The following is an 18,758-nucleotide window of genomic DNA, read 5'->3' as shown; positions in this document are numbered from 1 at the left end:
GCTCTGGATTCGCTCAGCGGAGCGATTCGCCCCGAACGTGATTATTTCAACGGTTGATCGCCATCGCGCGGCGCATTGAGCATGCGCTCGACATAGCGCGCAATCAGATCGATCTCCAGATTCACTTTCACGCCATCGCGCAGATGCTTGAGCGCCGTCACCTGCACGGTATGCGGAATCAGATTGATCGAAAACTCGCAGCCGTCGTCGCGATCAGCGACGGAGTTCACGGTCAGGCTCACGCCATTGACCGTAATCGAACCTTTGTACGCGAGATAGCGGCCGATGTCGCGCGGCGCGAGAATGCGCAGCTCGTGCGATTCGCCGACCGGCGCGAAACGCGTGACGGTACCGAGCCCGTCGACGTGTCCGGAGACGATATGTCCGCCGAGCCGGTCATGCGCGCGCAGCGCTTTCTCGAGGTTGACCTCGCCGGTTTCGCCGAGACCGGCGGTGCGGTTCAGGCTTTCGCGCGATACGTCGACTTCGAACGAATGAGCAGTCTTTGCGACCACCGTCATGCAGGCGCCCTGGATCGTGATGCTGTCGCCGAGCTGCACGTCGGCGAGGTCGAGCCCGCCGGCTTCGACGTTCAGGCGTACACCCGCGTCGCCGCCCGTACCGAGCGGCTTGACTGATTCGATGCGGCCCACTGCCGCGACGATTCCTGTAAACATCGTGCTAATCCTTGATCATTGCGAAACGGTGGGGGACACGGCGTCGGTCCCGGGTACGGCTGCCTGTGCGAAGCGCGCGAGAATTCGCAGATCGTCGCCGATCCGCTCGACCGTGTGGAAATTGAGCTTCACGCGGTCTTCGAGCAGGTCGGGCGAGTCCAGATTGAACATGCTCATCGAGTCAATGCCGAGCAGGCTCGGTGCGAGATAGACGAGCAGTTCGTCGACGCAGCCTTCGCGCAGCAGCGAGCCGTTCAGCTTGTAGCCGGCTTCGACGTGCAATTCGTTCACGTTGCGCTCGCCGAGCACGCTCAGCATGCGCGGCAGATCCACCTTGCCGAACGCGTTCGGCAGCGGCACGATCTCGGCGCCGCGCTCGCGCAGCGCAACCGCGCGTTCTTCAAGACGCGCATCGAGTTCGCCGCAGAAGATCAGCGTCGGCGCGCCGGCCAGGATCTGCGCGTCGAGCGGCACGTCGAGCTGGCTGTCGATCAGCACGCGGTGCGGCTGGCGCGGCGTATCGACTGCGCGCACGGTCATGCGCGGATTGTCTTCGCGCACGGTGCCGATGCCGGTCAGGATCGCCGATGCGCGCGCACGCCACGCATGACCGTCGGCGCGCGCGGCCGCGCTCGTGATCCACTGGCTCTCACCTGACGGCAAGCCGGTGCGGCCATCGAGCGATGCCGCCACTTTCATGCGCACCCACGGACGGCCGCGCGTCATGCGCGACACGAAGCCGATGTTCAGCTCGCGCGCTTCGTTCGCGAGCAGCCCGCAGCGCACTTCGATACCGGCTTCGCGCAGCATCGCGAGTCCGCGGCCGGAGACCTGCGGATTGGGATCTTCCATCGCCGCGATCACGCGGCCGATCTGCGCTTCGATCAGCGCGTTCGCGCACGGCGGCGTGCGGCCGAAATGGCTGCACGGTTCGAGCGTCACGTAGGCGGTCGCGCCGCGCAGGTCGTGGCCGCGCGAGCGTGCGTCCTTCAGCGCGCGAATTTCCGCGTGATCCTGGCCGGCAGGCTGCGTGTAGCCTTCGCCGATCACCTCGCCGTTTCTGACGAGCACGCAACCGACGCGCGGATTCGGGTCGGTCGTGTACATGCCGCGCTTCGCGAGCGCGAGCGCGCGTTCCATATGGACGAAATCGGTTTGCGAGAACATCGGTGTCCGTTGTGGTGCGGTGTCTGGGTCGTGCGGGTTGCGGCTTTTGCGTGAGGTCCGGCTTCAGCCCTTCAACGCTGCGAACGCGCCGCGCGCGGCGTCGATCGTCGCGTCGATCACTGCGTCGTCGTGCGCGCTCGACACGAAGCCCGCCTCATACGCGGACGGCGCGAAGTACACGCCGGCGTCGAGCATCTTGTGGAAGAACGCGTTGAAGCGCGGCACGTCGCTCTTCGTGACCTCGGCGAAGCTCGTCGGGATCGACTCGCGGAAGTAGATGCCGAACATGCCGCCGAGCGCATCCGCGGCGAACGGCACGTTTGCTTCGCGGGCGACCCGCGCGAGCCCTTGCGCGAGACGCGTGGTGCGTGCGGCGAGCGTGTCGTAGAAGCCGGGCGCCTGGATCAGCTGCAGCGTTTTCAGGCCGGCCGCGACCGCGATCGGATTGCCCGACAGTGTGCCCGCCTGATAGACGCCGCCGAGCGGCGCGAGGTGAGCCATGATGTCGCGCCGTCCGCCGAACGCCGCCGCCGGCATGCCGCCGCCGATCACCTTGCCGAGGCACGTAAGGTCCGGCGTGATGCCGTAGAGCTGCTGCGCGCCGCCGAGCGCAACGCGGAAGCCGCACATCACTTCGTCGAAAATCAGCACCGAGCCGTACTCGGTACAGAGGCGGCGCAGCGCCTGCAGGAATTCGGGGGTCGCGCGCACGAGGTTCATGTTGCCCGCAACCGGCTCGACGATCACCGAGGCGATCTCATTGCCGAACGCCTTGAACGCTTCTTCGAGTTCGGCGACGTTGTTGTATTCGAGCACGGTGGTGTGCTTCGCGATATCAACCGGCACCCCCGCCGAGGTCGGATTGCCGAAAGTCAGGAGGCCCGAGCCAGCCTTTACGAGCAGGCTGTCCGCATGGCCGTGATAGCAGCCTTCGAACTTGACGATGCGGCTGCGGTTCGTGAAGCCGCGCGCGAGACGCAGCGCGCTCATCGTCGCCTCGGTGCCGCTCGACACCATGCGCACCTGTTCGATCGACGGCACCAGCTTGCAGATTTCCTCGGCGATCTGGACCTCCGACTCGGTCGGCGCGCCGAACGAGAAGCCATTCACGAGCACGCGCTGCACGGCTTCGAGCACTTCGGGGTGAACGTGGCCGAGGATCATGGGACCCCACGAGCCGATGTAGTCGGTATAGCGCTGGCCGTCCGCATCCCAGAAGTAGGGGCCTTGCGCGCGCTGGATGAAGCGCGGCGTGCCGCCGACGGAACGGAAAGCGCGCACCGGCGAATTCACGCCGCCGGGGATCGTGCGTTGCGCGCGTTCGAAGAGGGTTTCGTTTCTGGACATGGCGATGGCTGGAATAGGGAGCAAGGGTTGCGCAGCGGCGTAAAGGGCCTCGGACGATTCCCGCGGACACTTCGCGCAATGCTGGGATGGATCGAGAAATTGTACCGGACTCGGCGCCGGCGGGCTGTGCGGGCGGGCGGCCGCGGCGGCGGGTGTTTTCAGGCCCGGCTGCCTGGCGCGGGCAACGCCGGCGGCTTGCGCTTGCCGGTCAATTCGGCCCAGCGCTTCTCCAGCGCGCCTTCGGCGATCGGCTTGATGATCGTGCCCGAGCTTTGCGCATCCCACGTCTGCACCGAGAACGGATGCACGCGCAGCTGATCGCGCGGGATGACCGGCGCGTGATGCGCATCGACGAGCCAGTCGTAGACGAAGTCGATGCACAGCCGGTAGCCGCGTTTGGTCGACGCGTCGGGGACTTCGTACGGCGCGCGCGTCACGTAGCCCGAGCCGAAGATGCCCTTCGGCTCCTGCGCGACGCGATGCAGGAACACGCGATCGCCGGGCAGGATGCCGCGCGCGAAGCCGCAGCCCCATGCGTCGGTCACCGCTTCGCCGGCCGCCACCCGTTTCGCGATGTCGGGCAGCTCGGGCCACGGCCATTTTTTGGGGCTCCAGATCAGCAGGAAGGCGGTCATCGCGGGTTCGAACGGGATCGGGGGAAGGGGATGGATATGCAGGCGGCAGCTTAACCGATTGACGCTGTTTGCGCCGCGCGGCGCTGCTTCGCGCACAGTCAACGGGTTAACCGTCGCGTACAATCGAGCCGGTCAACTGATGGCCGTTCCCGCTTCACCTGTTCCGCTGCCGATGCCGGCGCGGCGTTCCATCCGGATCTCCCATGTCTCACGTCGTCAAACGCCGGCCCGATGGCCGGCTGATTTTGTTGCTCGGCGCGCTGGCCGCGTGCGGGCCGATTTCCATCGACATGTATCTGCCGAGCCTGCCGACCATCGCGCAGGCCTTCGCCGTCGGCACGGGCGCCGCGCAATCGACGCTGACGAGCTTCATGTTCGGCTTTTCGATTGGCATGCTGTTGTACGGTCCACTGTCGGATACGTATGGTCGCCGGCCGATCCTGCTCGGCGGCATCGTCATGTATGCGCTCGCGAGCATCGCCTGCGCGCTGTCGATCTCGATCGGCTCGCTGGTCGGCTTTCGCTTCGTGCAGGCGTTGGGCGCGGGGGCGGCGTCGGTGCTGGCTCGCGCGATCGCGCGCGACGCGCACGAGCCCGGCGATGCGGCGCGCGTACTGTCGATGATCGCGATCGTCACGGCGATCGGTCCGCTGCTCGCGCCGCTGATCGGCGGACAGTTGCTGCTGCTGGGCGGCTGGCGCGCCGTATTCGTCGCGCTGACGCTGTTCGGGGCCGTGTGCGCGGTGACCGCATTCCTGAAGGTGCCGGAGACGTGGCCGCGCGAGATGCGCGCGCAGTCGGCGCTGCTGAAGTCGTTCGGCGCGTATGGCACGCTGCTCCGCGATCCGGTCGCGTGGGGGCATATGCTGTGCGGCGGCATGGCGTTCGCGTCGATGTTCGCGTACATCACGGCGACGCCGTTCGTGTACATCGAGTATTTCCACGTGTCCGCGCAGCACTATGGCTTCCTGTTCGCGCTGAATATCGTCGGCATCATGTTCGGCAATTACCTGAACACGCGGTTCGTCGGCCGGCTCGGGCCGGTGCCGATCATCTCGTTCGCGGCGACCGTGAGCTTCGTTGCGTCGCTGTTCGTGTCCGTCGTATCGCTGACGGGGTGGGGCGGCTTGTGGTCGATCGTGTTTGGCCTCTTCTTCGTCGTCAGCGTGGTGGGCGTGTTGTCCGCCAACTGCACGACCGATCTGATGCATCGCTATCCGGTCAACGCAGGTGCCGCGGCGGCCGTGTTCGGCGCGGTGCAGCTCGCGCTGGGCGCGTTGTCGAGCCTCGCAGTCGGGCTGTGGCAGGACGGCACGCCGAAGGGCATGGGTATCGTCGTCGGCGTGGCGGGCTGCCTGTGCTTTGTCGGACGCAGGCTCGTGATGCGCTGGCACGGGACGTCGCCGGTTGCGGCTGTGTAGCGTGTGCTGTTTGGGTATTGAGGTCGAGCACTGCACGGGCGCTGTGAAAACGGCGTGAAAGCCGTATGACGCTCGTGCTGCACGGGCCGCGGGCATTGACCGACGCGTGAGTTCACCGGGCGGGTCTCCGGAAAACACCTGGTGTTGCGCGCGCACCACCGTGCGTCGCGGTTTGCATTGCTATGATGAAGTCACTGTTCCTCGGAGCGGCAATCATGGCGATCAAAGACCTGATGAACGGCGAACGGCAATTTGCCGCATTCGCCGAGGCGCAACGGCTGGCCGACAGCGGCGCTTACTACGATTACACCGACATCGAATATGTCTTGCGCTTTGATCAGGGGTTGACTGATGTATCGGCTCTGCTCGATAGCCAGCTGATGCATCGCGATCTGAATCGTCGTTGTGCCGATGCGCGCGAGAAGCTCGAGATGGCGGATGCATGACGCGCAGTGTGCGGGTTTGCGCTGAATGAAGCACGGCGATGAACCGCTCCGGCAATTTCACTTCTGGAGTGGTTGATGACCGATAGCGCGCACGCCCCACGTTTGCCTCACACCCACAATCCCGCCGCGCTGGCGAAACCCGGCGGTCACTACAGTCATGTGGCGGTCGCGAATGGCTTCGTCTTCGTGTCCGGGCAACTGCCGATCAATGCCCAAGGCGAGAAGCTCGCCGATGCGTCATTCGACGCGCAGGCCGAACAGGTTCTGGTCAACTTGAAGGCGGCGCTCGAAAGCGTCGGCAGCAGCGTCGCGCAACTGGTGCAGGTGCGCGTGTATGTCGTCGATGTCGAACATTGGGCTAGCTTCAATCAGATCTACGCGCGCTGGGCCGGTGAGGCAAAACCGGCTCGCGCGGTCGTGCCGGTGCCGCAGTTGCACTATGGGTTCAAGATCGAGGTTGAGGCGGTGGGGGTGGTTTAGTTCGGGATGGTGCAAGCGAGTACCTGAGGCTCCGCAGGCTTTTCTCGTTTTCACGATCACATCCTGCCGAAGCACGCGGCAAAGGTCGAGCATCAACCGGCGATGCCGTGGCGCGACCCTTGCCGCACGGGCGCTTGCGCATACTGTGTCGAACAAGGTTGAGGCGGCCTATCACCGCACCAATTCGGTGGAACAGCGCCGCCCGATGATGGGAGCGTGGGCCGTGCATGTTCGCGGCATAGAGGACTAGTTCACAAGTGCTACCCACAACACTTGCACTGCCGTACAAGCTCGCACAAAAAATCCGACTCGCGAGGATCGGCTTGTGCATTCGAGCGAGGCTTTATCGATATTCATCAATCTCGACCGTGCCGCCCATGGCTTCCATCATGGTGCGAATATCGTCGGGCACATCAGGCACGCGGTCGCCGCTCTCGTTGTCCCAATAACAGAAGAAACGCATCTGTGCGCCAGTGCGCACTAGCAATTCGGGCAGGTCTGATCGGGGCAATGCCAAGCGTTCGACAAGATAGCGAAGGTGAGGCGCAAGAAGATTACTCTGAACATGCCCCTTGCTATCCACACTCCATACACCAATTCGAGCCGGGTACTTGCTAGTGCGCCCAGATGGTGTAGTGCGGAATTGCCCCCGAACGCTCTGCATGTCCGGTTCAACGCGAAAATAGTTTGTCCAGAATTCGGGCCGCTCCACGTCCTGATAGATAGTGAAAGAAGCATGTGCAAGTTGATGGGTCGTTGCCATAACATTCCTTTAGGGTGCCCAACTGTGCATGTTGTCGATAATCACGCCGTTAAATTCCACGTCTCCATCGTCATGCCAGATTACGTTGTTGTCGCCGCGCAATTTGTTGTACTGCTTCATAGCGTGAAGCATGTCGCTGAACGTGTTTTGCTTGTAAGCATCTTGGCGACATAGCGTGGGTTATTGGTGCTCGCGGCGAGCTCAACGACATCGTCGCTCAACGCATCCGGCACATACTCAAACGGCTGCACGTCGCCGAGCGGCGTGGATGCGCCTCTATTGGCAGCTCGGGCTGCGCGCGCAGCGTTCAGCTGGTTTTGCCAGGTGGCCGGATCATACTGGACGGACAAAATGGGTTCGCCGTCTGGGTGACTGCCGGTCCTCGCTACGGGATTCCTTAGCGGCGCGCTGCGGTAAGGTGACGGAAACAGGCCATTACGCGGACCTCTAATGGCAAGCAGTTTGCCCCGGCGAACCTCTTCGAGAAGAGCAACGATGACCCACCAGCCATCGGTGTCAGGGTTACGGTCCCGCACCGTATGAAAAAACAGCCAGTTGCGACCAAGGAGACTCCGGACAAGCTTCCGGTCCTCCTCCCACTCCCTGTGATTCAGTTCGGCAATCTCGAGAAATTCCCGGGTCTCCGCCCTGGCCTTGTGACTGTCTGCTGCCTGGCCAAGGCACGCCTTATAGTGCCGTTCGTCACAGATGACATAACAGGCACCCGGTGCCCGCTGGCAGAACAGCTCCACGGAGTGCATCTCAAATACGGACAGGGACATCGTTGGTCTATCTGAACTCGCTGCCGGGGTTGACAGCATTCAGATAATTACCGTGCGACAGGCAGTCCGTACATGGGCGACCGCCCAAAATCTCCACGGGTTTCGACGAGACAGAACAAAGCGCCCGCAAGAACATTGCGATTTTTCGCGCCCGTCGCGCGACTGCTCGCGGGCAGCGACCGTACCTTTCGTCTATGATCTTTCCGGTCGCTGACGGCACTGGCGCAGCGGATCATCGGGATAAGAAAAACAAAAACCCCGTAAGTCGCTGAACTTACGGGGTTTTGCTTGAAAGACTGGCGGAGGCGGTGAGATTCGAACTCACGGAAGGATTGCTCCTTCGCCGGTTTTCAAGACCGGTGCCTTAAACCACTCGGCCACACCTCCAAACCGCGAATTGTAACCTGGAAAGACTTCGCTGCCGAGTCCAAGCGACCCGGCATCACTGCGGGTCTTTCAGGAATAGCGCTTGCAGATCGTTCAGGAACGCCTGCCCAAGCGGCGTCGGCGCAATTCGTTCGTAGTCGCGCGTAATCAGCTTGCGCCGTTCCGCTTCCTGCAACGCGGGTTCGATCGTCGTAATCGACAGACCCGTGCGTTCGATAAACCGATGCACCGGAAACCCTTCCACCAGGCGCAGCGCGTTCAGCATGAACTCGAACGGCAGATCGCGCGGCCCGACCTCGTGCTCTTCCTGCACGCTTGCCCCGGCCTTGGCCTGCTCGATGAACGTGGTCGGATGCTTATAGCGCGCCTGACGCACGATCCGATTCGGAAACGACAGCTTCGTATGCGCGCCCGCGCCAATGCCGAGATAGTCGCCGAAACGCCAGTAGTTCAGATTGTGTTTGCTCTGCCGATGCGGCCGCGCATACGCGGACACCTCGTAGCGCTCATAGCCGGCCGCGGCGGTGCGTTGATGAATCCAGTCCTGCATGTCTGCGGACGCGTCGTCGTCGGGCAGCGCGGGCGGGAATTTGGCGAACAGCGTGTTCGGTTCGAGCGTCAGGTGATACAGCGACAGATGCGGCGGTGCAAACGACAGCGCCGTTTCCACATCGGCCTGGCATTCAGCGAGCGTTTGCTTGGGCAGCGCGAACATCAGGTCGAGGTTGAAGTTGTCGAACGTGGTCGCGGCGACCTCGACCGCGTGGCGCGCCTGCGCCGCGTCATGAATGCGGCCGAGCGCCTTCAGATGCGTTTCGTTGAAACTCTGGATGCCCACCGACAGCCGGTTCACGCCGCTCGCGCGAAACTGCGCGAACTTGTCGGCTTCGAACGTGCCGGGGTTCGCTTCGAGCGTAATCTCCGCGTCGGCGTCGAGCGGCAGCAGCGCGCGGATATCCGACAGCATTCGATCGAGCCCCGCCGCCGACAGCAAACTAGGCGTGCCCCCGCCGATGAACACCGTATGCACCTGGCGGCCCCAGATCAGTGGCAACGCCATTTCCAGATCGGCGCGCAGCGCGTCGAGGTAGTCGTTCTCCGGGAACGTCTCTCCCTTCCACTCATGCGAATTGAAATCGCAATATGGGCACTTGCGCACGCACCACGGAAAATGCACGTACAGCGCAAGCGGCGGCAGCGACGTCAAACGGATGCCGCCCGGCGATGTGAATGCCTTGACGACACCGTTGCCGATGTCCGCCGGCGTCGATCGGATCGGAATCACGCTTCCTCCGACAAACGTGCGAGCAGTTGCCGCAGCGCGATCGCGCGATGACTGCTGGCGTTCTTGACCGCCGGCTCGAGCTCAGCGGCGCTCGCGTTAAGCGACGGCAGATAGAAGTACGGGTCGTAACCGAAGCCGTGCTCGCCGCGCGGCGCGTCGAGGATTTCGCCGTGCCAGCGGCCTTCGGCGATCAGCGGTTCGGGATCGTCCGCATGACGCACGAGGGCGAGCACGCAATAGTAATAGCCGCGCCGGTCGCTCGCGCTCCGCAGTTCTTCGACGAGCCGCGCGTTGTTCGCCGCGTCGCTTTTCTCGCCGCCGGCGAGTTGCGCGAAGCGGGCCGAGTAGACGCCCGGCGCGCCGCGCAAAGCGCGCACGCACAGGCCCGAGTCGTCGGCGAGCGCAGGCAGGCCGGTCAGCTTCGCCGCGTGACGCGCCTTGGCCAGCGCGTTTTCGACGAAGGTGGGGTGTGGCTCTTCGGCTTCCGGCACATTGAGCGCACCTTGCGGGATCAACTCGATGCCGGCCGCGCCGAGCAGCGCCGCGAATTCGCGCAGCTTGCCCGCGTTGTTCGACGCGAGCACCACTTTCTTCAACGGCATGCCCGACGTTATGCCGTGAGCATCGTTCCCGCCGCTGTCCTGACGAACCTCATTCACTGCTGCACTCCCAGCGCTTCTTTCTGCTTCGCGATCAGCGTGCTGATGCCGTCGCTCGCGAGATCGAGCAGCGCATTCATTTCTTCGCGCGAGAACGGCACGCCTTCCGCGGTGCCCTGAATTTCGACGAAACCGCCCGCGCCCGTCATCACGACGTTCATGTCGGTGTCGCACTGCGAGTCTTCGTCGTAGTCGAGATCGAGCACCGGCACGCCGTCGTAGACGCCGACCGAAATCGCCGCGACGTAATCCGTGATCGGCGAGCTTTCGATGCGGCCCGTGGCGAGCATTCTGGCGACCGCATCATGCGCGGCGACGAACGCGCCGGTGATGCTCGCGGTGCGCGTGCCGCCGTCGGCCTGGATCACGTCGCAATCGAGATTGATCGTGCGCGCGCCGAGCTTTTCAAGATCGAACACCGAGCGCAGCGCGCGGCCGATCAGCCGCTGAATTTCCTGGGTGCGGCCGGTCTGTTTGCCGCGCGCGGCTTCGCGGTCGCTGCGCGTATGCGTGGCGCGCGGCAGCATGCCGTATTCGGCGGTGAGCCAGCCCTGGCCGCGATCGCGCAGGAACGGCGGCACGCTCTCGCTCACGCTCGCGGTGCAGATCACCTTGGTGTCGCCGAACTCGACCAGCACCGAGCCCTCCGCGTGCTTCGTGTAGTGACGCGTGATGCGCACGTCGCGCAACTGGTTGGGCTGGCGGCCGCTGGGGCGTTGGGTGTCGTTGCTCATGTCGGAATGGGTCGCGTTGTGTGCCGAAAGGCCGGAAGAGGGGCGGAGGAAAAACCCTAATTTTACCGCCGATCGAATAGGGCGGTTGCCCATACGCATGGAACACAAGGTTGCGGATGATGAGTGCCGCCCGAGCACGCGAGGGTCATCGTTACGACGAGCGGCAATCCATGCAGTGAAAGCAGCCACGTGCCGGGCCGCATCCGTGCCCGCTCGCGAGCGGATCGCGCGGCCAAAAATGGGATAATGCCGATTCCCCGCCCCGCGTCTCGTACACGCCGGGCGATCCGCTTCTCAGGCCATCGTCGAACGCATGGCCGCAATCGCGAGAAATACGATGATCTACAGCATGACTGGCTATGCGAGCGCTACGCGCGAACTCGTGGCGGCATCGGGCACTGGTGGCGTCAGCGTGTCGGTCGAATTGCGCACGGTGAACTCGCGCTTTCTCGATTTGAACTTCCGCATGCCGGAAGACGTGCGCGTCGTCGAACCGACGCTGCGCGAAATGCTGATGAACAAGCTGTCGCGCGGCAAGGTCGACATTCGCGTGAATCTGCAGCGCAGCGAGCAGTCGGCGAACGCGGGTGCGATCAACCGCGACGCGCTCGCGCAGCTCGCGCAGCTGGAACGCACGGTGCTGGACACGTTTCCGGAAGCCGGCCGTCTGCGGACTGGCGAAATTCTGCGCTGGCCGGGCGTGCTCGCCGAAAGCGGTATCGCGCCCGAGACGTTGCGCGACACGGTGCTCGCGTGCGGCAAGCAGGCAATCGCGGACCTGATCGACGTGCGTGCACGCGAAGGCGCGCAACTCGCGACGATGCTGCTCGGCAACGTCACCGAAATGGAAACGATCGTCACGAAGATCACGCCGCTCGTGCCCGAGCTGATTGCGCGGCATCAGCAGAAAATCGTCGAACGTCTGCAGGAAGCGCTCGGCATCGCGGCGCCGGATGGGGCCGCGACGATCGTGTCGCGCGAAGAGATCAACGAGCGGATTCGCCAGGAAGTGACGATGTACGGCATTCGCATCGACATCGCCGAAGAGCTGTCGCGCCTCACCGCGCACCTGAACGAAACGCGTCACGTGATCGAGAAGGGCGGCAAGGTCGGCAAGCGGCTCGACTTCATGATGCAGGAACTGAACCGCGAAGCGAACACGCTCGGTTCGAAGGCGGCGGCGAAGGAACTCGCGGATTCGTCGATGACGCTGAAACTACTGATCGAACAGATGCGCGAGCAGGTACAGAATCTCGAATAAGGCTGGAGCACTACACATCATGACCGACCACCATACTCGCGAAGCCGGCGCGCCGCGCCATCCGTACGCCGGCGCCTATCCCGGCAATCTGTTCATGGTCGTCGCGCCGTCGGGCGCGGGCAAGTCGACGCTCGTCAACGCGCTGCTCGCGGGCGACGACGCGATCCGTCTGTCGATCTCGTACACGACGCGCCCGCCGCGTCCGAAGGAGCAGGACGGCGAGCACTATCACTTCACGACCGTCGAAGACTTCATGCGGCGTCACGACGCGGGCGAGTTTCTCGAAAGCGCTGAAGTGCACGGCAATTACTACGGCACGTCGCGCGTGTGGATCGAAGAGCAGATGAAAAACGGCCATGACGTGCTGCTCGAAATCGACTGGCAGGGCGCGCAGCAGGTGAAGAAGCAGTTCCACAACGCGGTGGAAATTTTCATTCTGCCGCCGTCGCTCGAAGCGCTCGAAGAACGTCTGAAAAAGCGCGGCCAGGACGAGCCGAACGTGATCACGCGACGCCTGCTCGCGGCGGGCGGCGAGATCGCGCACGCGGCCGAAGCGGAGTACGTCGTGATCAACGACAATTTCGATCGTGCGTTGGCTGAGTTGCAGTGCCTCGTCGGCGCGACGCGCTCGCGCTTCGCGTCGCAGTACGCGCGTCACACGCAGCTTTTCATGCAGCTCGGCATCCACCTGCCGCACGCGTGAGCGCGGCGTGCCGTCAGGCACATAAGGTAGAATAAGCAACATACTGAGAAGGAACCCAACATGGCCCGCATTACCGTCGAAGACTGCCTCAAACAGATCCCGAACCGTTTCGAACTCGCGCTTGCCGCAACCTATCGCGCGCGTCAGCTCGCTCAAGGCCACACGCCGAAGATCGAAAGCCGCGATAAGCCCACCGTCCTCGCGCTGCGTGAAATCGCATCGGGTCAGGTCGGCGTCGAAATGCTGAAGAAGGTGCCGGTCTAAGGCGCACGGATTTTCGTTTTCGACTCGTCCGGTATTCGCCACACCGGATTGCTCAACGTGCAGAACTGTGTCCAACCCTGACCGCTACCGGAGGCGACCATGAGTGCTACCCCGCCCACCGCCACGGAAGCGGAACACGACACCGACGCGCCGTCGTCTGCACGCAAGTACATCGACGCGGTCCTCGAGCAATCGTTTCGTCATCTGTTCGGGCCGACCGCCACGCCGGAGCAGCCGCGCCGGCACGACGTCGTCTCCATCGCCAATCTGACGTCCGCGCTGTCCGGCTATCTGCCGCCGGAAGAAATCAAGGACGTCAAGGCGGCGTTCCACTTCAGCGACGAAGCCCACCTCGGCCAGTATCGCCAGAGCGGCGAACCCTACATCACGCATCCGGTCGCAGTCGCGGAAATCTGCGCGGGCTGGAATCTCGACGCCCAGTCGATCATGGCGGCGCTCTTGCACGACGTGATGGAAGACCAGGGCGTAACCAAGGCGGAGCTCGCCGAGCGCTTCGGCGCGAAGGTTGCGGAACTGGTCGACGGGTTGTCCAAGCTGGACAAGATGGAGTTTCGCAATCGCGAGGAAGCGCAGGCGGAGAACTTCCGCAAGATGCTGCTCGCGATGGCGCGCGACGTGCGCGTGATCCTCGTGAAGCTCGCCGACCGGCTGCACAACATGCGCACGCTCGGCGCGGTGCCGCCGGAGAAACGTCGCCGCGTGGCACGCGAAACGCTCGACATTTACGCGCCGATCGCTCACCGGCTCGGTCTGAACAATACCTATCGCGAGCTGCAGGACCTGAGCTTCGCGAATTTCAACCCGCACCGTTACGCGACGCTCGAAAAAGCCGTGAAGGCGGCGCGCGGTAATCGTCGCGAGGTGGTCGGCAAGATTCTCGAATCGGTGCAGCGCGCGATTGCCGACGCAAAGATCGACGCCGAAGTCACCGGTCGCGAGAAAACCATCTTCAGCATCTACAAGAAGATGCGCGACAAGCAGCTGTCGTTCTCGCAGGTGCTCGACGTGTATGGTTTTCGCGTGGTCGTCGACAGCGCGCTCGAGTGCTATACCTGCATCGGTGCGCTGCATGCGCTGTTCAAGCCCGTTCCGGGCAAGTTCAAGGATTACATCGCGATCCCGAAGGTGAACGGCTATCAGTCGCTGCATACCACGCTCGTCGGCCCGTTCGGCGCGCCGATCGAGTTTCAGGTGCGCACACGCAAGATGCACGAGATCGCCGAAGCGGGCGTTGCCGCGCATTGGCTGTACAAGAACGGCAGCGCCGACCTGAACGACGTGCAAAAGCGCGCGCACCAGTGGCTGAAGTCGCTGCTCGATATTCAGAGCGAAGCGGGCGATTCGAGCGAATTCCTCGAGCACGTAAAGATCGACCTGTTCCCGGACGCGGTCTACGTGTTCACGCCGAAGTCGAAGATCATGGCGCTGCCGCGCGGCGCCACCGCGCTCGACTTCGCGTATTCGATCCACAGCGACCTCGGCAACCAATGCGTCGCGGTGAAGATCAACAACGAGCTATTGCCGTTGCGTACCGAGCTGAAGAGCGGCGACATCGTCGAAGTCATCACGGCGCCGTATTCGAAGCCGAACCCCGCATGGCTAGGCTTCGTGCGCAGCGGCAAGGCGCGCTCGGCGATCCGTCATTATCTGAAGACGATGCGCCTGAACGAGTCGGTGCAACTCGGCGAGCGTCTCGTCGATCAGGCGTTGAAGGGCTACGGCCTCGCGCTGTCGGACGTGACGCCGGAAGCGTGGGAAAAGCTCGTGCAGTGGACGGGCAACAAGAATCGTCAGGAAATTTTCGCGGACATCGGTCTCGGCCGGCGCGTCGCGGCGGTGATGGCCAAGCGCATCGAAGTGCTGATGAGCGGGCGCGACGCCGACGACGACGGCTCGCGCTCCGAGTCCGGTTCGACGCCGCATGCGCCCCCGGTCGTCATCACCGGTACGGAGGGCATGTCGGTGCAACTGTCCGCGTGTTGCCGTCCGATTCCGGGTGATGACATCATGGGCTATATCGGCATCGGCCTTGGCATGGCGATCCATACCACCGACTGCCGCGTTGCGCAGCGTATCCACCGCCGCGATCCGGGGCGCTGGATCGACGTTGCGTGGGCGCCGCAGCCGGGGCGTCTGTTCGATGTCGCGGTCAAGGTGCTGGTTAAGAATACCAAGGGCGTGTTCGCCCGCGTAGCGGCCGACATCACGTCGGCGGACGCGAACATCGTCCATATCGCGATGGACGAAGATCTGTCGCAGGAATCCACGATTCTGCGCTTCGTGATTCAGGTCAGCGACCGTGTGCACCTGGCCAATGTGATGCGGCGCGTGCGCACCAATCCTGACGTGATGCGCATCACGCGTGAGCGGCCGAGCGAAGAAGGGCATCACCGCCACGACGGCGGCATGCGTATCGACCGCGAGCGCGCGGATTACTGAGCGGCTTCGGACTGGGCGTCGGCGCGGCCCGGACTGGCGCGTCACGCAAGTCAGGCATCTTTCGTGCGGCTCAGGATACAACTGAAGGCAGGTCTCACCTGAACCCCGGGGAGAACGCAGATGAACGTATCCGACCTCGCTGGCGTGGCGCTCGATTACTGGGTGGCGCGCAGCCTGCACGACTTCGTGCGTGAAATCTACTTTACCGATAGTGGCGAGACTGTTGCGATCCGCGGCAACGATCGAGGTCGTCCGTGGGATGGGCGTTTCACGCCTTGCGCGTCATGGGAGACGGCTGCCGTTGTGCTCGAGCGCGCGATGCGGCTCGATGTGCGCGAGCAGAACGAAAAAGGTGCGTTGTGCGTCGCGGAGTTCAAGGGCGGACAGCGGGCCTCGGAGGGGAGCGGCGAGTCGCTGCGCATTGCTTTGCTGCGGGCGTTCGTCGCGAGCCATTTCGGCGATACCGTCGACGACGTGCTGCGCGAGCGCCAGGCACTGACCGGCATGCGGGCCGAGACGATCAGTGAGCAGACGGTAGGCGGGGTCGTCGAGGACTTGCCGCACCCGGACGGGCAGATTGGGGATATCCAGTCGCCGCCGCGTTGAGCTGGCGCACGGTGCGCCAGAAAAACAAAGGGCCTTCCGATTGGAAGGCCCTTCATAGGTGGCGCGGCTGGCAGGATTCGAACCCACGACCCCTTGGTTCGTAGCCAAGTACTCTATCCAACTGAGCTACAGCCGCACGCAAACGGTGATGCTTACTGCAAAAACCGGTGAAACCTGAGAACTCTCAGCAAGGCAGTTCTCGAATAAGGTGGCGCGGCTGGCAGGATTCGAACCCACGACCCCTTGGTTCGTAGCCAAGTACTCTATCCAACTGAGCTACAGCCGCACACAGAAACGAGATTATAGCCAACAGATTTGAAAAATGGAAGCCCATCACGGCGATTTGTGTCGCGGGCCCGATCGTGTAACCTTTTATCAGGTTGTTGCTAGCTGCTGTTAACGGACGATTATGAACAAGGCCTTTGTCAAAGAGTCGAGCGAGGACAACGACGACGATCTCGACGTCACCCAGCCCGACGTGCCCGCAGGCACCAAAAACTACATGACTCCCGCCGGTCATCGGCGTATGCGCGATGAATTGCTGCATCTGATCGATGTCGAGCGGCCCGAGGTCGTCAAGCTGGTGTCGTGGGCGGCGTCGAACGGCGACCGCTCGGAGAACGGCGACTACATCTACGGCAAACGACGTTTGCGCGAAATTGACCGTCGCATCCGTTTCCTGACCAAGCGGCTCGATCTGGCCGAGGTCGTCGATAGCAGCCGGCAGGAAAACGTCGATCAGGTGTTCTTCGGCGCGACGGTCGATTACGCGACCGAGGACGGCGAAGAGCATAAGGTGACGATCGTCGGTGTCGACGAGGTCGACTTGGACATTGGGCACGTAAGCTGGATTTCGCCCATTGCGCGTGCGTTGCTGAAGGCCAAAATCGGCGATACGGTCACGCTGTTCACGCCGGCCGGGCCGCAACCGATCGACATTCTCGACGTCAAGTACCCGCCACCCGATGCCGGCCGCTAGGGCGCTGGCGGAGGCGCAGGCAAAGTCTGGCGAAAGACCACTTCGGCGCGAACATAAAAAAGGCGCCGCGAACGGCGCCTTCTCTACTGCCAGTCCTTGCGCGGTGCTTAGAAGCGGTGACGCAGACCAGCCGTCACAGCGACTTGCTTGTTGTTGCCCGAAGCGTTACCCACGCCATTGATGAAGGCGGGGACGATCGAGCCTTCGTTTGCTGCCTGATACACGCCTTGCAGGTACACGTCGGTACGCTTGGACAACGCGTATGCGGTTTGCAGATCGACCTGGTTCCAGTGCACGTGCGTGCTGGACAGGTTAGCGCGGGTGTACGTGTACGCGGCGGCAATGCTGATCGCAGGTGTCAGAGCGTAACGAGCGTTGCCCTCGAAATTCTGGAACTGGGCGCTGTTGGACGGGAAGCCGATACCGCCCGAGACACCCGATGAACCCTGGCTGATGCCGACGAGGCCATGCAGGTTCGTCTGCGAGTACACGATGCCAACGGTTGCCGGGCCGAACGCATAGTTGGCGCCTGCGCCCCATGTTTGCTGACGTTGCGCGAAGAACGTGTTGTCGCCCGACACTGCGCCACCCGAATTGAACGCTGCGGCTGCGCTGGTTGCGCCGTTGGCGTTCAGTTGCAAGTAAGCGGCTGCGACGTTCAGGCCGCCCCAGTTGTACGATGCGCCCGCGCTGTATGCGCGGTTGTTCGCGAAGCCGCTAGCCTGGTTCGAAAAGCCGTACAACGCGCCGAACTTGAAGCCGCCGTAGTTCGCGCTCGTGTACTTGGCCGAGTTGTTGATACGGAACGAGTTGTTCAGGTTGTCGTTGTCGAACGGGTGGGCGAACTGGGTGCCGCCGTATTGCGTGCCGGTGAGCGCCAGCGGGCCGACGAAGTCGACCATGCTGTCATATTGACGGCCGAGCGTGACAGCGCCGAACTGGTCGCTCGACAGACCAACGAACGCCTGCCGGCCGAACATACGGCTTTGCTGCTTGAGCGTGCCGTCGTTGATGCCAAAGCCGTTTTCCAACGTGAAGATGGCCTTCAGACCACCGCCAAGATCTTCAGCGCCACGCAGGCCCCACCGGCTACCGTTCACCGAACCGCTCGTCATCGCAACGTTGGCGCCGTGCTGAGTAGCACTGACGCGCTGGTTGTTCGTATAAGTAATCCCGGCGTCGATCAGGCCATACAGGGTGACGCTACTTTGCGCGTGCGCTGCCGTGACGAAAACGCCCGACAGGGCAGCGACCATGAGTGTCTTCTTCATTGATATAACTCCAAGAGCGAGAGAGGTATAAAACCCTGGCTTAGGAGACCTTCACGCGAGCGCTGCGAGAAGCGGAATCCGCGTGAGAAGCGCGTTGACCAGATCCGCGCCGGTTTCCGATTACGCAGAGTGTAGAGAGACACTTCCGGGAGTTGATGTTCCGATTCGCGCAATAAAGTATTACGCAACGAGAAACGATCATGCTTCGCCATTTGAGCCTTATGGATAAAGGCTTTGCGCCGACTCGGCGGCATTCGGCGTCTGATTTTTCCTAAAGCGCGTTGCTGATTCGCGACACCGAACGATCCGGAAAAACAACGGCAACAAATGCGGAAAAACGATTGTTGTTATTCCGGCAATAGACGATTGTTAATCGTGTGAATAATCGAAATTGAATACGACCGCTATACTTTAATTTCTGCTTTTCGAAG

General features: G+C 62.8%; 19 protein-coding genes and 3 tRNA genes. 9 read left to right on the top strand and 13 right to left on the bottom strand.

Going from position 1 to position 18,758, the window contains the following annotated elements; translation table 11 throughout:
* Positions 1-41: 41 nt before the first annotated feature.
* From AB3X89_RS20875 to AB3X89_RS20860, 4 genes are all read right to left on the bottom strand, one after another.
* A complete protein-coding gene (locus AB3X89_RS20875; RefSeq protein WP_368584947.1) occupies positions 42-677 on the bottom strand; it encodes a riboflavin synthase in 636 nt (211 codons plus the stop codon).
* A 15-nt stretch (positions 678-692) separates the two neighbouring features.
* Positions 693-1,844 (bottom strand): bifunctional diaminohydroxyphosphoribosylaminopyrimidine deaminase/5-amino-6-(5-phosphoribosylamino)uracil reductase RibD, encoded by a 1,152-nt coding sequence (gene ribD / locus AB3X89_RS20870; protein WP_368584946.1) that lies wholly within the window; start codon positions 1,842-1,844, stop codon positions 693-695.
* A 63-nt stretch (positions 1,845-1,907) separates the two neighbouring features.
* The gene (hemL, locus tag AB3X89_RS20865; protein ID WP_368584945.1) at positions 1,908-3,191 is read right to left on the bottom strand and encodes a glutamate-1-semialdehyde 2,1-aminomutase; all 1,284 of its coding nucleotides are present in this window, start codon (positions 3,189-3,191) and stop codon (positions 1,908-1,910) included.
* Positions 3,192-3,349: 158 nt separating this feature from the next.
* Positions 3,350-3,826, bottom strand: a complete 477-nt coding sequence (locus AB3X89_RS20860; protein ID WP_176105314.1) for a hypothetical protein — start codon at positions 3,824-3,826, stop codon at positions 3,350-3,352.
* A gap of 203 nt (positions 3,827-4,029) precedes the next feature.
* Here AB3X89_RS20860 and AB3X89_RS20855 point away from each other — a divergent pair, with 203 nt between their 5' ends.
* The 3 genes from AB3X89_RS20855 to AB3X89_RS20845 all read left to right on the top strand — a co-directional run bounded on the left by AB3X89_RS20855 (position 4,030) and on the right by AB3X89_RS20845 (position 6,173).
* Positions 4,030-5,247: a Bcr/CflA family multidrug efflux MFS transporter gene (locus AB3X89_RS20855; RefSeq protein WP_368584944.1), complete on the top strand. Its 1,218-nt coding sequence runs from the start codon at positions 4,030-4,032 to the stop codon at positions 5,245-5,247.
* A gap of 215 nt (positions 5,248-5,462) precedes the next feature.
* Positions 5,463-5,693, top strand: coding sequence for a hypothetical protein (locus AB3X89_RS20850; RefSeq protein WP_368584943.1), 231 nt, complete (start codon positions 5,463-5,465; stop codon positions 5,691-5,693).
* Positions 5,694-5,768: 75 nt separating this feature from the next.
* A complete protein-coding gene (locus AB3X89_RS20845; RefSeq protein WP_368584942.1) occupies positions 5,769-6,173 on the top strand; it encodes a RidA family protein in 405 nt (134 codons plus the stop codon).
* Between the two features lie 343 nt (positions 6,174-6,516).
* On the opposite strand, the gene AB3X89_RS20840 is transcribed toward AB3X89_RS20845, so the two are convergent.
* The 6 genes from AB3X89_RS20840 to rph form a co-directional block, all read right to left on the bottom strand.
* Positions 6,517-6,936, bottom strand: a complete 420-nt coding sequence (locus AB3X89_RS20840) for a DUF4279 domain-containing protein (RefSeq protein WP_368584941.1) — start codon at positions 6,934-6,936, stop codon at positions 6,517-6,519.
* A gap of 116 nt (positions 6,937-7,052) precedes the next feature.
* A complete protein-coding gene (locus tag AB3X89_RS20835) occupies positions 7,053-7,718 on the bottom strand; it encodes a hypothetical protein (RefSeq protein WP_368584940.1) in 666 nt (221 codons plus the stop codon).
* Positions 7,719-8,015: 297 nt separating this feature from the next.
* Positions 8,016-8,105, bottom strand: a tRNA-Ser gene (locus AB3X89_RS20830).
* Between the two features lie 55 nt (positions 8,106-8,160).
* A complete protein-coding gene (hemW, locus tag AB3X89_RS20825; protein WP_368584939.1) occupies positions 8,161-9,390 on the bottom strand; it encodes a radical SAM family heme chaperone HemW in 1,230 nt (409 codons plus the stop codon).
* Positions 9,387-10,049 carry an RdgB/HAM1 family non-canonical purine NTP pyrophosphatase gene (gene rdgB, locus AB3X89_RS20820; RefSeq protein ID WP_368584938.1) on the bottom strand — a complete coding sequence of 221 codons (663 nt, stop codon included), beginning with the start codon at positions 10,047-10,049 and terminating at the stop codon, positions 9,387-9,389. Before rdgB ends, hemW begins: the two co-directional genes overlap by 4 nt.
* Positions 10,046-10,783 (bottom strand): ribonuclease PH, encoded by a 738-nt coding sequence (rph, locus tag AB3X89_RS20815; protein ID WP_368584937.1) that lies wholly within the window; start codon positions 10,781-10,783, stop codon positions 10,046-10,048. Before rph ends, rdgB begins: the two co-directional genes overlap by 4 nt.
* 337 nt (positions 10,784-11,120) lie before the next feature.
* On the opposite strand from rph, the gene AB3X89_RS20810 reads away from it, so the two are divergent.
* The 5 genes from AB3X89_RS20810 (at position 11,121) to AB3X89_RS20790 (ending at position 16,077) form a co-directional block, all read left to right on the top strand.
* Positions 11,121-12,044 (top strand): YicC/YloC family endoribonuclease, encoded by a 924-nt coding sequence (locus tag AB3X89_RS20810; protein WP_368584936.1) that lies wholly within the window; start codon positions 11,121-11,123, stop codon positions 12,042-12,044.
* A gap of 19 nt (positions 12,045-12,063) precedes the next feature.
* Positions 12,064-12,747: a guanylate kinase gene (gmk, locus tag AB3X89_RS20805; protein ID WP_368584935.1), complete on the top strand. Its 684-nt coding sequence runs from the start codon at positions 12,064-12,066 to the stop codon at positions 12,745-12,747.
* 60 nt (positions 12,748-12,807) lie between these two features.
* On the top strand, positions 12,808-13,011 hold the full coding sequence (gene rpoZ, locus AB3X89_RS20800; RefSeq protein ID WP_008921215.1) for a DNA-directed RNA polymerase subunit omega: 204 nt from the start codon (positions 12,808-12,810) through the stop codon (positions 13,009-13,011).
* A 99-nt stretch (positions 13,012-13,110) separates the two neighbouring features.
* Positions 13,111-15,471 carry a bifunctional (p)ppGpp synthetase/guanosine-3',5'-bis(diphosphate) 3'-pyrophosphohydrolase gene (locus tag AB3X89_RS20795; protein WP_368584933.1) on the top strand — a complete coding sequence of 787 codons (2,361 nt, stop codon included), beginning with the start codon at positions 13,111-13,113 and terminating at the stop codon, positions 15,469-15,471.
* Positions 15,472-15,591: 120 nt separating this feature from the next.
* The gene (locus AB3X89_RS20790) at positions 15,592-16,077 is read left to right on the top strand and encodes a phage protein NinX family protein (RefSeq protein WP_368584932.1); all 486 of its coding nucleotides are present in this window, start codon (positions 15,592-15,594) and stop codon (positions 16,075-16,077) included.
* A 59-nt stretch (positions 16,078-16,136) separates the two neighbouring features.
* Here AB3X89_RS20790 and AB3X89_RS20785 read toward each other — a convergent pair.
* A tRNA-Arg gene (locus AB3X89_RS20785) sits at positions 16,137-16,213 on the bottom strand.
* 73 nt (positions 16,214-16,286) lie between these two features.
* Positions 16,287-16,363, bottom strand: a tRNA-Arg gene (locus AB3X89_RS20780).
* Between the two features lie 123 nt (positions 16,364-16,486).
* On the opposite strand from AB3X89_RS20780, the gene greB reads away from it, so the two are divergent.
* Positions 16,487-17,056 carry a transcription elongation factor GreB gene (gene greB, locus AB3X89_RS20775; protein WP_368584931.1) on the top strand — a complete coding sequence of 190 codons (570 nt, stop codon included), beginning with the start codon at positions 16,487-16,489 and terminating at the stop codon, positions 17,054-17,056.
* A 107-nt stretch (positions 17,057-17,163) separates the two neighbouring features.
* Here the strand turns inward: greB and AB3X89_RS20770 are convergent, their stop codons facing one another.
* Positions 17,164-18,327: a porin gene (locus tag AB3X89_RS20770; RefSeq protein WP_368584930.1), complete on the bottom strand. Its 1,164-nt coding sequence runs from the start codon at positions 18,325-18,327 to the stop codon at positions 17,164-17,166.
* Positions 18,328-18,758 lie beyond the last annotated feature (431 nt).

The organism is Paraburkholderia sp. BR14320 (genome assembly GCF_040948665.1).
GTDB lineage: Bacteria > Pseudomonadota > Gammaproteobacteria > Burkholderiales > Burkholderiaceae > Paraburkholderia > Paraburkholderia youngii.
Note: the sequence above shows the minus strand (reverse complement) of the source record. Positions and strands in the feature narration are given on the sequence as shown.

Coding starts and splice junctions, on each gene's coding strand:
- AB3X89_RS20875 (WP_368584947.1), bottom strand. CDS start 677: ATGTTTACAGGAATCGTCGCGGCAGTGGGCCGCATCGAATCAGTCAAG.
- ribD (WP_368584946.1), bottom strand. CDS start 1,844: ATGTTCTCGCAAACCGATTTCGTCCATATGGAACGCGCGCTCGCGCTC.
- hemL (WP_368584945.1), bottom strand. CDS start 3,191: ATGTCCAGAAACGAAACCCTCTTCGAACGCGCGCAACGCACGATCCCC.
- AB3X89_RS20860 (WP_176105314.1), bottom strand. CDS start 3,826: ATGACCGCCTTCCTGCTGATCTGGAGCCCCAAAAAATGGCCGTGGCCC.
- AB3X89_RS20855 (WP_368584944.1), top strand. CDS start 4,030: ATGTCTCACGTCGTCAAACGCCGGCCCGATGGCCGGCTGATTTTGTTG.
- AB3X89_RS20850 (WP_368584943.1), top strand. CDS start 5,463: ATGGCGATCAAAGACCTGATGAACGGCGAACGGCAATTTGCCGCATTC.
- AB3X89_RS20845 (WP_368584942.1), top strand. CDS start 5,769: ATGACCGATAGCGCGCACGCCCCACGTTTGCCTCACACCCACAATCCC.
- AB3X89_RS20840 (WP_368584941.1), bottom strand. CDS start 6,936: ATGGCAACGACCCATCAACTTGCACATGCTTCTTTCACTATCTATCAG.
- AB3X89_RS20835 (WP_368584940.1), bottom strand. CDS start 7,718: ATGTCCCTGTCCGTATTTGAGATGCACTCCGTGGAGCTGTTCTGCCAG.
- rph (WP_368584937.1), bottom strand. CDS start 10,783: ATGAGCAACGACACCCAACGCCCCAGCGGCCGCCAGCCCAACCAGTTG.
- AB3X89_RS20810 (WP_368584936.1), top strand. CDS start 11,121: ATGATCTACAGCATGACTGGCTATGCGAGCGCTACGCGCGAACTCGTG.
- gmk (WP_368584935.1), top strand. CDS start 12,064: ATGACCGACCACCATACTCGCGAAGCCGGCGCGCCGCGCCATCCGTAC.
- rpoZ (WP_008921215.1), top strand. CDS start 12,808: ATGGCCCGCATTACCGTCGAAGACTGCCTCAAACAGATCCCGAACCGT.
- AB3X89_RS20795 (WP_368584933.1), top strand. CDS start 13,111: ATGAGTGCTACCCCGCCCACCGCCACGGAAGCGGAACACGACACCGAC.
- AB3X89_RS20790 (WP_368584932.1), top strand. CDS start 15,592: ATGAACGTATCCGACCTCGCTGGCGTGGCGCTCGATTACTGGGTGGCG.
- greB (WP_368584931.1), top strand. CDS start 16,487: ATGAACAAGGCCTTTGTCAAAGAGTCGAGCGAGGACAACGACGACGAT.
- AB3X89_RS20770 (WP_368584930.1), bottom strand. CDS start 18,327: ATGAAGAAGACACTCATGGTCGCTGCCCTGTCGGGCGTTTTCGTCACG.